The following is a 15831-nucleotide window of genomic DNA, read 5'->3' on the forward strand; positions in this document are numbered from 1 at the left end:
CGGCATTGATGGTCAGTGGAACCCCAGCTTAGGCGTGAGAAAAGGGTGGGCTGGACGCAGCTAAACACACACAAAATGTCCCTTATCGCGACACGCCGTAAAAACACACAAAATGTCCCTTAAGCCGGCACTCGCGCACTCGGGCCCCCAAAAACCAAAAAACAACGCACCCCAGGCGAACCCAGAGTGCGTTGTTTTTAATTGGCGGTAGCGGCGGGATTTGAACCCGCGGAGGTTTTACCCTCACTCGCTTTCGAGGCGAGTACCTTCGGCCGCTCGGACACGCTACCGCAAACCAGAGTAACGGTTCTTGCCCGAGCAACCAAATCAAGGCGGGGACTAGTCGTTCAGTTTGTCCTCGACCTTGGCGGCTACCTCGTTTGCCTTGTCCTTGACGGAGTCGGCAGCCTCGTTGACCTTATCCTTTGCATCGCCAATGAGCTGGTTGGCCTTGCCTTCGTTCTCGAGGGACTTGTCGTCGGAAAGCTTGCCAGCTGCTTCCTTAGCGGTGCCCTTCAGCTTGTCTGCTGCTCCTTCAAAAGCCATGTGATTGCTCCTTTTCGTTTCGTTCTTAAGCTAACGGTTCCCCATCGTAGCCACTTTGGCAGGGCGGCACTGTAACGATTCGGTTAAGTATTAGCGCAGGTCCCGGAAAAATTCGGCGAGCAGTTCCGCGTTTTCGGGTTCCATGATCCCGCCGCGGACTTGGATTTGGTGGAGGTGGTGAGGGTCGCGGAGGGCGTCAAGCAGGGAGCCAACGGCGCCGGTTTTGGGCTCGAAGGCGCCGAAGATGAGCGAGTCGATGCGGGCGCCGAGCAGGGCCCCGGCACACATGGTGCAGGGTTCCAAGGTGACGACGAGCTCGCAACCGTCAAGGCGCCAGGTCCCGAGGGTGCGCGCGGCGTCCCGGATCGCTTCGACTTCAGCGTGGGCGGTGGGGTCTTGGCGTTGTTCGCGCCGGTTTACGCCGCGGCCGATCACCTCGCCGCCAGCGTCGAAGACGAGGGCGCCGACGGGCACGTCGCCGGGCGGGGTCGTTGCCGCGAGGTCGAGCGCTTGTTGCATGCGGGCGGTGGCGCGCCGCTGCCAGCTTGAGCAGGCCACCGTTACCGCAGTGCTTCGTGAAGTTCGTCGGCGAAGCCGAGGGCGTCGGCGATGTCGTCGATGAGGTCGGCGGGTTCTTCGTCGGCGTCGAGGAGCAGGCTGAGGCGTTCTTCGGTGAGGCCGAGGTCGGCGAGGATGTCGAAGTCGCCGTCGGCCCAGCTGTCGGTGTCGTCGAGGTCGATGTCGGGGATGTCGCAGCCGGCTTCTTCGAGGGCGTCGGCGGCGTAGTCGTCGTCGACGGCGATGGGGGCGTCGCTAAGGAGGATGCGTGCCCTGTTTGGGCCTGGACGCAGCACCACAACGTACTCATTTTCGACGTTGAGCAGCGCAAACGCCGGGCCTTCGCTGCGGAGGCGGCGTACTGCGGCGATGGTGTCTTCCAGCGAGTCGAAGCTGTCGTTGTAGCGGTGCACGGACCATGCGCCGTCGTGCTGGGCGACTGTCACTGCGTACCCGTCTGGAAATTCCTGTGCCATGTCTCACGACATTAGCCTGCACGCAGTGAATTTGTCACTAGAATGTGAAACCGTGACTGCCTCATTCCTACATTCTTCGCGCCACCTGCCTCCCGTCTGCATTGTTGGGCTGGGGTTGATCGGTGGCTCCATCATTCGCGACCTCACCGCGGCCGGCCACGATGCGTTCGGCTACACGCACTCGAATGCGGGCACGAGGGCTGCGCAAAAAGATGGTTTCGACGTCACCAACGACCTCGAGGCCGCACTGCAGAAGGCAGAGGCGCAGCAGGCCCTGATCGTGATCGCGGTACCGATGGATGCGGTGGCGACCGTCCTGGACGCCATCGCGGAGCACGCCCCGAGCTGCGGCATTACAGACGTGGTCAGCGTGAAGCAGCCGGTGTACGACCTCGTGCTGGAGCGCGGTCTTGAGGAACGCTACGTTGGCGGGCACCCGATGGCCGGCACCGAGTTTTCCGGCTGGTCGGCGTCCCAAGAAGGGTTGTTCCAGCGCGCGGCGTGGGTGGTGACGTATGACTACGCGGAGAGCGTCGACAAGGTGCCGCAGACGTGGGCGAGCCTGTTCGCTGACGTGTGCAACCTGGTCGCGGTGACGGGCGCTGAGGCCGTGCCGGTGTCAGTGAAGCGCCACGACGAGGCAGTGGCCCGCGTGTCCCACCTGCCGCACGTCATCGCGGAGGCGCTCTCCGTGGTCGGGGATCGCGGCGGCACGCTGGCGCAGTCGCTGGCGGCTGGCTCATTCAAGGGCGCCACGCGCGTCGCGGGCACGGACCCGTCGCTGGTCCGCAACATGTGCGAAACCAACGCGGAGAGCCTCGTGCACATCATTGACGAGTTCACCGAACTGCTTGCCGACGCCCGCTCCGCCCTCTCCGCCGACGCTCCTTCCATGAAGCGCCTCGCCGAGAACGGCCACCGGGCGCACACCCGTATGCTGGCGCGTTCGGGCGCGCGACGTGAGTCGGTGTCACCGGTGAAGATTTCTTCGCGCCCTGTGATGCGCCTGCACCCGGGCGCGCCAGGCTGGGTGAAGCAGCTGCGCCAGATCGAGTCTCTGGGCGGGCGCGTCGAGGTGTTCTAACTCGCGTTTGCTAGGTACGGCAAAGGCCCGAGGGGATCACTCCCTTCGGGCCTTTACTCTGTACTGCTAATGCGCTTTATGCGTCGCGGCGACGTCCCATGAAGACGTACGCGCCACCGATCAGGAACAGCACAATGCCGAGCGTGATCACGCCGGACATCGGGGTACCGGTATCGGCGAGGTCCCCGCTGCGGGTCGACGTGGTCGTCGAGGAGGACTTGCTGGAGCTGCGCTTGCTGGTGCTCTTCGCCGTGGAACGGGACGCTGCCGTGCTGCGGGACGTTGCGCTGGTCGTGCGTCCGGTGGACACGGTGCCGGAGCTCTTCGAGTTAGAGAACGTCGAGGTCGTCGAAGTCTTCGAGCTTGTCGACTTCGAACCTGCAGCTCCCGCGCCTGCACCCGCAAGGGCACCGAACGCGCCGAGCAGTGGCTTGACTTCCTTGAATACCTCAAGGATCTCCTGCGGCTTGGACATCGTGCTCGTTGCGCGGGTGTCCTTGTTCAGGGTGATTTCCTTGACCAGGTCGTCCTTCTTGATCTGGATGGATTTGTTCTTGTAGCCTTCCGGTGCCTCTACGAGGCGGACAGTGAAGCTCTTGTCGTTGAGCTCTGCTGGCAGGGTGGTAGACAGGTAGCCGTCGGCGTCGGTTGCGCCTTCGAGTTCGAGGTTGTCCAGGCTCGGGACGACCAGGCGTGCGCCCTCGACCGGCTTCTTCTTTTCACCAGTGCCGGCGTAGATCTCGACCTCGAGCGTGCGCTGCTCGGTGGCCTCTGGCGTCGGAGTTGAGGACGGCTTCTCACTGTTGTTGGCCGGAGGCTGCTGCTTGTCCGCATCCTTGTTCGTCGGCTCAGCAGGTTTCGCAGCTTCAGCGTCAGACTTCGTCGGTTCGGACGGCTTCTTATCCGCCTGCTCCGCAGTATTGTCAGACCTCGGGGCCTCCGCATCGGCCTTCGTCTTGTCCGAAGCCGACGTATCCGTGTCCTTTTCCTCACCCGCGTGCTTGATGGCGGTGAATCCGAACTTCTTATCGGCGCCGAGCACCTCGCTGAGCGTGTCGTCGCCGTCCTGGGAGAACGTGGCCACGAGCTCGTCGCCAGGGCCGATCTTCAGCTGCGTCGGCTTGAACTCAACGGTGTTGCCGTCCTTGTCGCCGGCAACAAAGACGTCGGTGTCCTTGGTCACTGCGTAGGCAACCTCACCCAGACGATCGATGCCCTCGGTCTTCACGCCACGCGCCACCTTCAACGTGGTCACGCTGAGCTTGTCGGTGTCGGTGTTCAGGGTCCACAGCGCTGGCTTGCCGTCGAGGGTTTCAGCGTATGCGTGCAGGTACTCCCCCTTCGGGTCGACCTTCTTGGAGGCCGTGCCCCACGCACCGGGTGCCTTGAAGTCCTTCGGCTTGCTGAAGGTATCCACCGACACCTTGTGCTCGGTGAACACCGGGGTGGAGGCCGTGCTCAGCTTGTCCAGGTCGATGGCGTAGTAGCTGTCGCCGTCCTTAGCCAGCTCCTCCGACACAATCAGGCGACCATGAGAGGTAATGGTTGCCGTGGTGATGTCGGTTGGAAGTGCGCCGTGCTCGACGCGTGCAGCCCCAAGATCCTCGACGTTGCCCGTCGCCGGGTCGATCTTCAGCAGGTGGTTCTCCTGCGGCGCGGTGGACAGCGCGTAGACGCTGCCGTCGGTTGGGTGCCCCGCCACCGCCGTGTACGTCCACGCACCGGACTCGAGCTCTACACCGCTCGTACCAGTGCCCGGCTTATCACTTGTCGACGCCTTCTTCGCCTTCGCTGGCGTCGTCGCCACTGCTGGCGCACCCGCGACGGACGGAGAAACGCTCACGGTTGGGGTGGCGCTGGCGCTCGGCGTCACGCTGGAGGAAGCAATGCTCGAAGGAGCGGTTGCTGTCGTGGTGACGGGCGCCTGGGTGGGCGTCTCGGTCGTGGTGTCAGCGTTCGCTGCCACTGGGACGAGTGTGAATGTCCCGGCGAGTGCGGACGCCATCGCCAAGCGGCCGTAGTAACCAGCGGTCTTCGAAATTTTCATTGTTCCCTCTCGTATAGGTTGCGGGGCTGCAAACCCAGTAATCCACCATTCAATGTACAAAACGATGTGGTACTTCTCAAGCAGCAACCCGCCACCATTTTCGTGGTGGCGGGTTGCTTTTCGCTCGTCCTTAGCGCTTTGGGCTAAGAGACCTTTTCCTCACTAGGGGTCTGCTCTTTCTTGCTGGAGCTTTCACCCTTGCTGGAGCCGTCAGCACCAGCTTCGCAGGCTGCGTAAGCAAGGCCCACCGCGATGGCACCGACCGCGACCAGGATGATGGCCAGCACTGCCGGACCCGCTGCTGGGTGCAGCTGCTCAAGCTGGCGGCTGATCTGGTTCATCCACGCCGGACGCTCGATTGCGAGCTGCGGCATGGCCTGGTTGAACTGCTTGACCACGGCGTTGAACTGATCCTCGTAGATGACCAGGCTGCCCGCCATCGCGCCGACCAGCAGGCCGAGCGGGATGAGGTACATCGCCGGGTTCGAGGCGGAGGAGGTCTCCGTGATGCAGCGCCCAAGGGAGCTGCCTTCCTTCGGAACTTCCGCCTTCACCAGCTGGATGCTGAGGTCCGTCGGCTGTTCTGCTTCGACCTCGAACAGCTTGGTGGTGATCTTCCCACCCTTGGCTGCCTTCTCGGTCGGGATGCCGTACTCGCCAGCGATCTTCATGACGTCCTCGGACGGGTTGGTCACGCGCAGCTTGTACTTGCCAGGCGTGACGTTGCCGTAGGCAAACTTTCCGTTACCGTCGACGGTTGCGCTCAGGGAGGTCTTGTTGTCCTCCGAGATGAGCTCAACCTTCGCCTCCGTGAGCAGGCCAGCCGGCAGGCCGCTGAGCACACCATCGATGTAGCCCTTCGGGGTCTTGCCCTCGGACACAATCACGTGTGCGTTACCCCACGAGTTCTTGTTCGGGGTAACCGTCAGGATTGACGGTGGGTCCTCCTCGTAGATGCCCTTCTCTTCCTCAATACCTGGGCTACGACGAGGCTGGTCAAGGTCGGCCTTCACCAGCGCCTTGTTGTGGTGACGGGTGCCTGGCTTCAGCGGCGGTAGCGCAGCGGTGAGGAAGACGCGCTCGCCTGGCAGCAGGGTGCGGTTCCAGTCACTCGGCAGGTCGATTTCCATCGGCTTGCAGTCGTTGGAATCGTCTTCACTCGTGCCTTCATTCCACTCGCAGACCTCGTCCGTCAGGGTGACGTTGTACATCGGTGCGGCGCCACGGTTCATGATCTCGTAGGTGAAGTACATGTCTTCATCCACATCGAGGGACACTGGCTTGTTCTTATCCACACCGAACCGTGCGTTGACCTTCTTCTCCACAGAGGCAGAACCAATTCTTGCCACTGCGTTATCAGGTGTCGACGCCACCATCTGTCCCTTGCTGCCCGTACCGCGGGCCGTCGCGATGTTGTTCACAACGGACATGTCCTTCTGCGGCGGAATCTTCGCGGAGGCAAACACGTGCTCGCCCGGCTCCAAGGTGCGATTCTCTGGCTTATCCCAGCCCTCAGGCCAGGTGATCTTGGCATCTCCCAGGAATGGGTCATCCAGGGTGATGTTCTTGATGATCTCGTCGGTCTCGTTGGTGATCACGAAGCCGTAGATCAGGTCCCAGTCCTCAGGGAGGATCGGGGCGCTGTCCATATCGTCGGCATCGTACCCGCGGACACGCTTGCTCAGCTTGAGCTGCTTCTCCGTCAGGTGGACGCCCGGGATTGCAACGTCCTGGCCAGGCTTGACCGGCACATACATTGGGTCTACGTTCTGGATACCCTGCGGGGTGAACACCTCGATGGTGGAGGTACCCGGCAGCGCCTTATCGAAGACGAACTTACCATTCTTGTCGGTGGCGACCACGCTGGTATCACCACGCGGGTCGGTCGCGGTCACGATGACGCCCTCGACTGGGTTGCCGGAGCCGTCGTCAACAACACCTTCGACGTTGCTTCGCGGTGCCTTGATGCTGACAAGGCCAAGCTCGATCGCCTTGTCCTCAGTGACAGTGACCTTCTTCGGCCAGTCCTTCGGCTTTGGCCAGCCATCTGGGACGTCGAGCTCAATGGTGTACTCACCTGGCTCAAGGCGATCCGTGGTGAAGTAGCCGTCCTTGCCAATCTTCACCGCTGGAAGTGTCTCGATAGGCTTGCCGTCCTCGTCAAGGCGTGGGCTGCCGTCCTTATTCTTTGCGGTGCCCTTGATGCGAACCGTGCCGCCCTTGATTGGGTAGTTGCCGTCATCAAGGAGCCAGCCGCTGATCGTGCCTGGTGCTGCACCTGGCTTCGGGTTCGGCGTCGGCTTGCGCTCGAGGTAGACCCGCAAGTCGCCGTTCGTCTTGCCAGCCTCGACAACGACACGCTGGTAACGCGGCGTATTGAAGCCCTCCGGTGCCTCCACCTGGACGACGTACTCGCCCGGCTCGAGACCGGAAGCGGTGAAGATACCGGAATCGTTCGTGGTGACCTGCGTAGATCCGCCACCGAGGCGGAGGATGTTCACCTTCGCGCCAGCAATCTGCTCGACTGGCTTGCCCTCGCTCACGCCGAGCACGTTGCCCTGCAGGGTACCCGTGGTCGGGGTGTTCTCAACTGGGATCCTCTCCAGTTTGATGTCCTGGGCATAGTTGTCCAGGCCCGTCTCGATGACAACGGTGATGTCTGCGCGCTCGAGGTAGCCCTCCGGCTGCGCGATCTTCAACTGGTAGTTACCGGTTGGGATGCCGTTGCGACGGAACGAACCGTCAGCGTTAATAGCCACCGGGTAGCGTCCAGCGTCACCAACAAGAACCAGGCCGGTCTGCGGCAGCGGAGCATTCGTCGCCTTGTCGTAGACACCACCGATGAAGCTACCGGTTTCGGCCTCCACCTCGCTCTTCTTCAGCGTGATGGTCGGGACGACACGCTCCTTACCTGCGTCGATCTTGACCGGGATGTTGTCCACCGGTTCGTAGCCAACCGGCTGGGTCACCTTGAGGCTGTAGGAGCCTGCTGGGATGGTGGCGTCGTCAAATGTGCCGTCTTCGGCGACCTTGACGTCGATGGTGTTGCCCTTGCCGGAGGTCGGCTCGAGCGAGATACCAACGTTCGCAACCGGTTCACCGGCTTCGTCCTCAACGTTGCCCTTGATGGTGCCCTTCGTCGGCTTCGTCTCGAGGGTGATGTCAAGAGCCGTTTCCTCGGCAGGCTTCACCGTGGCGGTCAGACCGCGGACCGGTTTGAACTTCTCCGGCTGCACAACGTCAACCGTGTAATCGCCCACCGGGACCTTGGTGAAGGAGAACGTGCCGTCTTCGGCAGATTCAGATTCGATTGGCTGCTGGCCTGCTCGCTGCAGCTTGATCTTGACCTTGCCAACAGGCTCGCCGTTCTCGTCACGGACAGTGCCTGCAACGTCGCCGATCTCGGCGGTGAACTTAATCACGCCCAAGTCAGCTTCCTTGCCTGGGTAGACCGTCAGTGGTGGAACACTTACGCGCTTGTAGTTGTCCGGGGACTTGACCTCAACATTGTACGTACCTGCTGGTAGCTCTGGCACGGCAATGTTGCCTTCGTTGTTGAATTCCAGATCGATTGGATCGCCGGACTCCGGTACCAGTCGGATCTCGGCACCGTCGACAACCTTGTTGTTCGAGAATTCGACCTTACCCTTCATGCTGCCTGGCTTGCGCTGCAAGGAGACCTGGACAGGATCCGTACCCTGGCCAAGCACAACCTCGAAGCTTTCGCTCTCACCAGCGAGGTGGGTGTCAGTCTCCTCGACCTTCACCGTGTAGGTACCCGGCTCCATCTTGTCGAATGCAAAGCTACCGGACTTATCGGTGGTCTGGGTCTTTACTACCTCACCGTTCTGGATCAACTGTGCTTCGACGCCTTCGATGGCATTGCCGCCGTCGTCAAGCACGGAGCCGTTGAGGCGCTTAAGGTCTCGGGTGACCTCGATGGTGATCTCTTTCTGATCACCTGGCAGCAGACCGTTCACGGTGAGGTTGTTACCGGTGTACTCGCTAGTCTTCGGGACCTCAAAGGTTGCGTTGCCTTCGCTGAGGCCCTCGACGACGAACTTGCCGTCCTTGTCAGTCGTGACTTCTTGCGTGCCTTCGTTCGTCACCTTGACGGTGGCGCCAGCAACTGGCTGCTTGTTTTCGTCGACGACGGTACCGATCACCGTCGCGGACTCGTTGGTCACCCTGACGAATTCCTTGTTATCAGCTGCTGTGGTGCCAGGCTTGATGGTGACGCCGGACTTCGATCCACCCTTGTGGCGATCCGTCGGCTCAACCTCAATCGTGTAAGTACCTGGGCGCAGCTCGTTGAACTCGACCTTGCCGTTCACGTCACCGGTGCCCTTGGTCTCTGCACCGTTTTCATCAATCAGCTTGATGACTGGTGACGAGATAGCACGGCTCTTCTCATCCATGACGTGGACCGTCATGGATGCATCTTTACGACGCAGCTTCACATCGCGAACGACGTTGCCCGCTGCATCGACCTTGAGCTCAATACCCTGGGCCTCGTCGTATGCTGCAGAGTCGTCAATGGTGACCTTGTAGGTACCGACTGGAACCTTATCGAAAGCGACCTTGCCGTTTGCGGTGGTCAAGTCCTTGTTGATTTGCGTCTTGTAAGCGTCAGACTGCGTGCCCTTAAGCCGTACCTTCACACCGTTTACTGGCTGCCCTGCATCGTCAGTGACGTTAATCGTGACGGTGCCCGGGTTACGCGTGACGATGTAGTTAGCGCGGCCACCTGCAGCCCACCTCACGGTGACCTTACCCTGCGTCGAACCATGAGTGTCGTTTGCCTCAACCTGGACGATGTACTCACCAGCAGGCAGGTTGCCCGAGGTGTACACGCCGCGCTCGCCTTCGGTCCAGGTAGTGTCAACGTCCTTGAGAGTCAGCTTTGCGCCACTGACTAGCTCGCCGGCCTCATTACGGACGGTCGCGACAATTGGAGCGCGATTTTCCTTGAGGTCAAACTCAACCTTTGCAGCCTCTCCAGGCTTGACGGTGACAGACTTGGTCGTCTCGTCGAAGCGGCCATCACCCGAGTTTCGGACCGTGACCTCGTACTTACCTGGCAGCAGCTTCGCGGAACCGGTATTTGCAAAGGAGAACTTACCGCTCGAGTCAACGCCACCGAAGTCGATGTACGCGCCGTTCTGGCCCTTTGCTTCCACCGAGACACCACCCGAAGCAGGCTTCCCGTCGATGCGGACGGTGCCTTCAATGCGGGAGGTTGCTCGGTCGACCTTGATGTCTTCGACAGTCTTCCTCTCCGCTGCCTTGAGCGCGGAGAACTTCTGCGAGGCCTCTGCGTAGGTGCCGTCACCTGCGGCAGCAACGGTTACCGAGTCAGTACCAGCCGCGACCCTGTTAAAGGTGTAGTAGCCGTTCCAGTTCGTACGAACCGTCTCATTGCCAACTCGAACTTCGGCATTCACCACTGGCTTGCCATCGTCGTAGATGACGCGACCGTTGATCTCGCCTGGGTTCTTCTTCAGCGTGATCTCCTGGACTTGCATGCCATTCTTGGGATCAATCGTGACGGTTCGAGGAGCATTCTCGAACGTGTACTTGTCGCCCAGGTCGCCCTTCGGAGAAGTCAGCTTGAGATCGTAGGTGCCTGGGTACAGCACCTGCTGGACAAAGCCGTTCTTATCAGTGACGCCCTTACGTCCTTCAGCCCCGTTTGCCTTCTTATGGTTCGGGCTCGGAGCGACTTCCCACGTCACGCCCGCAGCGCCCTCTTCACCGCCGAGGAACTGGAGAAGGAGTTCCTTCGTCATAAAGTTCGGCTTCAGCGGGTCAGGAAGATCGTAGGTTTTGCCGCCTTCAGTCTTATTGACAGGCACTGACGTATTCAGTTCGTAGGTGTAGTTATCAATTGCATCGACCTTGACCTGAACTGTCGCAGTGGGCTTCACGCCTGCAACAACGAACTGGCCGCGACCGTCCGTCTTCACGCTCTTGCCGTTTACAGAGACCGTGGCACCAGAAATTGGCTTATCGAACTGGTCAAGCACCACGCCCTGGTAGGAAGCCAGCGTCTTGGACACTGTGGCGCGCACAATCTTAGTTTCGCCTGGAAGCACGAACTCATAACCGCTGCCTACGACCTTTCCGTTCCGGTCGATCAGCTGGACGGATACCTCACCTGGGTTGACAACACCAAGGTCGTATCCTGCTTGATTCTTGTATGGGTAGTCACCCCAAGTCCGGTTATTGTATTTCAGGCGAATCTTTCCGCCATCAAAGTTCTCGTTGCTTGGGACCTGGATCTCTACCTTCGCGCGGGCCTCTTTCAACGTTGGTCGGAAGTCAACTCCGTCGATCGTACGGTTACTAATATTCACCGTTCGTGAAACGGTATTGATGTAGTCACCAGAGAGCTGGAAGCGGTAACTTCCATTGTCCAGACCTTGAATCTTGTAATCCCCAGAGTCCAGGAGGGACACCTTCCGGACCTCGCGTTTGTTTTGGTCAAACACTGTGAGGGTAAGCCCCTGCGCAGCATTGAACGAGTAACCAGACGGCAGGTAAACCCTACCGCTTACCTCCTTGCGCTGCAGGTAGAACCTGATTTCACTTGGCCGGTTCCCTGGGATATTGAACGACTGTGCTGATGTAGGGAAGTACTCATCCGAGCCGCTGTACCAAATTTGGTAGTCGCCGTAGCTTCCGGTTAGTTCAGTCGACGACCAATTCCCATGGTCAATTGAAGCTCCGTTACTCGGGCCAAGGTCGGTACGTTTGATCTGCAGGCTACCTCCCGTGTTCCACAGCGGGTAGCCATGACGATCGTGCATATGGACCAAAACGGTCCCCTTGCGCTCCTCAAGTTTGATATTGAGGTAGGACTGCTGGTCAGCACTGATTGTAACGCTACCGCTTGACGTTGAAGTCTTATCGTTCAGGCGAGCTTCCCAGCCGTACGTCCCAGCATTGAACTTCTCGCTCACAAACCAGCCGTTGCCACCAACTTGAACTGGGCGCCCATCAATCTTCAGGTCAACATCGGAGGCCGAGTAGCCATTCGGTACCTGTACAAGGCCCGCTACCCAACCTTGTTTGGGGGCTTCTGGTTTCTTTTCCTCAGCTTCACGGTGCCCAAAGCCTCCCTGAAGGCGACCTTGCTCGAAGTTTCCCAAGAGCTTTCGATCGAGATCGTTCGCAGACTCAATCCACAATGAGTGGACGTCAGACTGTGGGAGGTAACAAGGCGAAGAGGTGGTGCACTTGGAGGAGAGATCAAGCTTATAGGACTTCCCGTCAGAGGTGATCGGAAAATCAAACTCGCCTAGAGTCTCAACAACTTCAGCACCCTGCTTGATCTGGACTTTTACCTTACCGATCGGCACGATCGGCTTTTTGGACTCCAGCCAAGGAGTGATTGTAAAAATCCCGGAGATAGGGATTGGATATCGCGCCGACCCTACAGACTGTATCGCCCACGAAATTTTTCGCTGCCCCTTTTTAGTCACTTTTGCCTGCTGAATGGGCAAATCAGTGATAACAGTTGCCGACGCCGACGGCAGCGCCACCTCGGCGGCGTGGTCGCTCACCGCCGGGACGGCCATCCCACCGATAGCTAAAGAGAAAGCGGTCGCCGTAGCAACGGCCGCTTTGCGAATGCTGGAAAACAGCCCGCGTCCGGACTTACCGTTTCCGGTCATTATGGTCTCCTGATTCGTACGTTATTGAGAGAAATTCGAAGCCTAGGAGCGAGCGCACAGACTTCTCCTAAGTAATCTGTACAAATATACGTCGTTTACCACCGTCAGCTCAAGCTAAGAGCTACATATACGCAGCGCAAGAATCGCAAATCCGCTCTTCGCACCGCTCCAACTATCGACGCCCCCTCCGACCTGCGCCCTTAGTCCAAATCAATGAGGCACCCCCAACACACACCGGGCAAACCTTGCAAAAGCTGAGAGCAGCGGGTCCCCCTTTTTTTGTTTCCCCAGTTCACTGATGGCCAATGAGGAAATGAGTGCCAAGAGACGCAATCCGAGAAAACGTGACCAATATACGCACAGGTCAGCAAAGGACTAGACTTCAAGGGGTGCGTCTTTTGGGGTTAAGGGTCAAAAAGTGTGTCCGGAATCGCGGATTTTCACGGATTGACCTGTAGGTTTCCGGAAAGTATATGCTCCGGAAGCATATATCTAGCCCCCGACGGGAAATCCTCGGTGTGGCAGCCGTGATGTGCTATGCGCGGCGTGGTGTGGTGTCGCAATGTCGAAGAACCAACCACGCTGCCACTGCGGCGGTGAAATGAAACGCAACGGCACCACCAGCAAAGGCACCACCAGATGGCGCTGCAAACAATGCGGCGCCTCCAGCGTCAAACGTCGAAACGACATCACCAACGCGGCAGTGTTCACCCAGTTCATCGAGCATTGCACCACCGCAATATCACTCGACGACCTAGCCAAACGAAACGGTGTTAGCCGCGCCACCATGAAGCGGCGCTTCAAGTGGTGCTGGCTCGTTGATGTGCCTGACCCCACCGCCGGCCACCACAAGCGGATCTACGACCAGGTATTTCTCGATGGCACCTACACCGCCGGTGGCTGCCTGATCGTCGCGGCGACCATCGACCACGTGATCGCCTGGCACTGGTGCAAACACGAAACCACCCGCGACTACCAACTGCTGCTTGAACGCATCGAAGCCCCACTCATCGCCGTCATCGACGGCGGCCAAGGCGCATACAGCGCAATCAAAAAGTGCTGGCCGACTACGAAAATTCAACGCTGCCTCGTCCACGCCCAACGCGTGGTCCGCCGCTACACTACCACCAACCCACGCACCGATGCCGGGCGCACCATCTACCGACTTGCGCTGAAACTGACCCGGATCACCACACTGGATGAAGCCGCCGCGTGGGGTGTGCAACTGCACGAGTTTTCAACGATCTACCGGGAATGGATGAACGAGAAAACCATGATCAAAGACCCCAAAACAGGTGCATGGACCCGCGTGTGGACCCACCACAACGTGCGCAAGGCCTACAACAGCCTCAACCATCTTTGGCGGTCCGAGATGCTGTTTGTCTACCTCAACCCGCCAGCAGGAGTCCTTGCGCCCGAGCGGATCAAATCCACCACCAACAGCTTAGAAGGCGGCATCAACGCCCAGCTCAAACTGCTCGCCAGAACCCACCGCGGCAGATCAGGCGAACGACAACGCCGCATGCTGGATTGGTGGCTCTACTTAAAAACGGAACTGCCTGACGATCCAGTACGAATCGCCAGGCAGTCCGACTGGGGCCAGGGCCAACTCGCCAAAGTATCCACCCTGACCCAAACCGAGAACCAAGCCGACCACGAAACAGGACGCCCAGCCCTCTACGACAACGCTATCGACACCGACTACACCCACTCAATCGGCATTCAAAAAGGCCAAATCTAACCCCCGCGACACGCCGAGCCAGACACACATTTTGACCCTTAACCCTTTAAATGGATATAATTAGACCCATGTTGATTTCAGGTACCGCTTTCTTGCGGTTGCGCACCAACCGCTAAGGCGGTTTCCTACCCCGTAGGTTAAAAACCGCTCCGGTCCTTTAGCCGGGCGGCTATTTGTCATGCCCGGCTCCCTTTCAAATCCAAGGAGCACACCTGATGTCTGCATACGGACACGGCCGTCACGAGCATGGCCAAAATTTTCTCACCAACCACAAGATCATCAACTCCATCATCGACCTTGTGAAACAAACCTCCGGCCCCATCATTGAGATCGGACCAGGAAGCGGTGCCCTCACTCACCCGATGGCCCACTTGGGGAGGGCGATAACGGCAGTTGAAGTGGACGCAAAACTAGCTGCCAAAATCACACAAGAAACCTCCTCGGCGGCGGTCGAAGTGGTCCATGATGATTTCCTTAACTTCCGGTTACCCGCCACTCCCTGCGTCATTGTGGGAAACATTCCCTTTCACCTCACCACTGCCATTCTTCGAAAGTTGCTGCATGCGCCAGCATGGACTGACGCTGTACTCCTCATGCAGTGGGAAGTCGCTCGCCGCCGGGCCGGGGTAGGCGCAAGCACGATGATGACGGCTCAGTGGTCCCCATGGTTCACATTTCACCTGGGTTCTCGGGTACCAAGGCATGCTTTCCGGCCACAGCCAAACGTTGACGGGGGGATCTTAGTGATCCGCCGGGTGGGTGACCCGAAGATTCCGATAGAGCAGCGCAAAGCCTTTCAGGCGATGGTGCACACCGTTTTCACTGCCCGGGGACGCGGGATAGGGGAAATTCTCCGAAGGGCAGGGTTGTTTTCATCACGTTCAGAAACACAATCATGGTTGCGCTCGCGAGGAATCGACCCCGCGACCCTACCTCCCAGATTGCACACCAACGACTGGATCGATCTCTTCCAGGTGACTGGTTCCTCTCTACCTCACCATCGACCCATTTCACCATCGGGAAGTAGTCAACGACCTCCTCAACGGAAAAACCGAAGCCGGCGGCGTTAATCCCCACCAAAACCGAAATCCACCAGTAGTACTAAAAGGGCTCTTCCGGTTTTAGAGTGCATTGATTAGTTCGCCGGGGGTTCGGGCGTGGCACAAGATATTGGGGTCCTTGGCTTTGTAGGAAAAAGGTATCTAATCCATCCGTACAAAACTAAGGACCTACTGTGCAGCCTAACGGAAATGTCATCGTCGATACCATCTGCCGCACCGCAAAACTAGGAACTACTATCACCGGTGCCACAGAAAACGGTGACGTCACTGTTATTGAAGCCGAACCCGTCGAGCCGATCAATGAATGCCCTACCTGCGGGCAGCCTGGAGTATTCCGCGACCACGTCATCCGCAGCCTGGTCGATCTGCCCATCGTCGGCCACCCAACAACTTCATGTGCGCCTTCCACGCTACCGGTGCACCAACAAGCGTTGCTTGCAGAAGATCTTCCGTGCTGGCCTTGCCTGCGCGCCCGACAATTCAAAGACCACGGACCAGGTGACCCACTGGATCCTGCAACGACTCTGCCTAAATCGGATGAGCGTTGCCGCTGCACCCAAGTCATTAGGCCTGGGGTGGGATATGAAGTGTCCCAGGTTTTGTTCCGTTTGATGAAACCCGTTTTTGAAACAACGTACGGAG

At 59.1% G+C, this 15831-nt stretch carries 9 protein-coding genes, 1 tRNA gene and 1 pseudogene; 5 read left to right on the forward strand and 6 right to left on the reverse strand.

The features are described from left to right. Positions 1-202: 202 nt before the first annotated feature. From BJP06_RS10080 to BJP06_RS10095, 4 genes are all read right to left on the reverse strand, one after another. Positions 203-290: transfer RNA gene (locus BJP06_RS10080), tRNA-Ser, on the reverse strand. Positions 291-339: 49 nt separating this feature from the next. Then, the gene (locus BJP06_RS10085) at positions 340-546 is read right to left on the reverse strand and encodes a CsbD family protein (RefSeq protein ID WP_070363288.1); all 207 of its coding nucleotides are present in this window, start codon (positions 544-546) and stop codon (positions 340-342) included. Positions 547-636: 90 nt separating this feature from the next. Then, positions 637-1065: a nucleoside deaminase gene (locus BJP06_RS10090; RefSeq protein ID WP_071567969.1), complete on the reverse strand. Its 429-nt coding sequence runs from the start codon at positions 1063-1065 to the stop codon at positions 637-639. Between the two features lie 41 nt (positions 1066-1106). Next, positions 1107-1580 (reverse strand): tRNA adenosine deaminase-associated protein, encoded by a 474-nt coding sequence (locus BJP06_RS10095; protein ID WP_070975138.1) that lies wholly within the window; start codon positions 1578-1580, stop codon positions 1107-1109. Between the two features lie 52 nt (positions 1581-1632). Here BJP06_RS10095 and BJP06_RS10100 point away from each other — a divergent pair, with 52 nt between their 5' ends. After that, the gene (locus BJP06_RS10100; protein ID WP_252932165.1) at positions 1633-2664 is read left to right on the forward strand and encodes a prephenate dehydrogenase; all 1032 of its coding nucleotides are present in this window, start codon (positions 1633-1635) and stop codon (positions 2662-2664) included. A 76-nt stretch (positions 2665-2740) separates the two neighbouring features. On the opposite strand, the gene BJP06_RS10105 is transcribed toward BJP06_RS10100, so the two are convergent. Together BJP06_RS10105 and BJP06_RS10110 are read right to left on the reverse strand one after the other, a co-directional pair. Then, complete coding sequence (locus tag BJP06_RS10105) at positions 2741-4711, reverse strand: hypothetical protein (RefSeq protein ID WP_071573760.1); 1971 nt, start codon at positions 4709-4711, stop codon at positions 2741-2743. A 143-nt stretch (positions 4712-4854) separates the two neighbouring features. Then, positions 4855-12387 (reverse strand): carboxypeptidase regulatory-like domain-containing protein, encoded by a 7533-nt coding sequence (locus BJP06_RS10110; RefSeq protein WP_071573761.1) that lies wholly within the window; start codon positions 12385-12387, stop codon positions 4855-4857. A gap of 562 nt (positions 12388-12949) precedes the next feature. On the opposite strand from BJP06_RS10110, the gene BJP06_RS10115 reads away from it, so the two are divergent. The 4 genes and pseudogenes from BJP06_RS10115 to BJP06_RS12215 all read left to right on the forward strand — a co-directional run. Then, a complete protein-coding gene (locus BJP06_RS10115; RefSeq protein ID WP_005323424.1) occupies positions 12950-14128 on the forward strand; it encodes an IS256-like element IS1249 family transposase in 1179 nt (392 codons plus the stop codon). A gap of 68 nt (positions 14129-14196) precedes the next feature. Beyond that, complete coding sequence (locus tag BJP06_RS12470; protein ID WP_011116968.1) at positions 14197-14244, forward strand: erythromycin resistance leader peptide; 48 nt, start codon at positions 14197-14199, stop codon at positions 14242-14244. 99 nt (positions 14245-14343) lie between these two features. Then, complete coding sequence (gene erm / locus BJP06_RS10125) at positions 14344-15198, forward strand: 23S ribosomal RNA methyltransferase Erm (RefSeq protein ID WP_071573762.1); 855 nt, start codon at positions 14344-14346, stop codon at positions 15196-15198. A 164-nt stretch (positions 15199-15362) separates the two neighbouring features. Next, positions 15363-15780 (forward strand): annotated as a pseudogene (locus BJP06_RS12215) (transposase family protein); the annotation flags it as partial. Positions 15781-15831 lie beyond the last annotated feature (51 nt).

This window comes from Corynebacterium sp. NML120713 (assembly GCF_001875735.1).
Lineage (GTDB): Bacteria > Actinomycetota > Actinomycetes > Mycobacteriales > Mycobacteriaceae > Corynebacterium > Corynebacterium pseudogenitalium.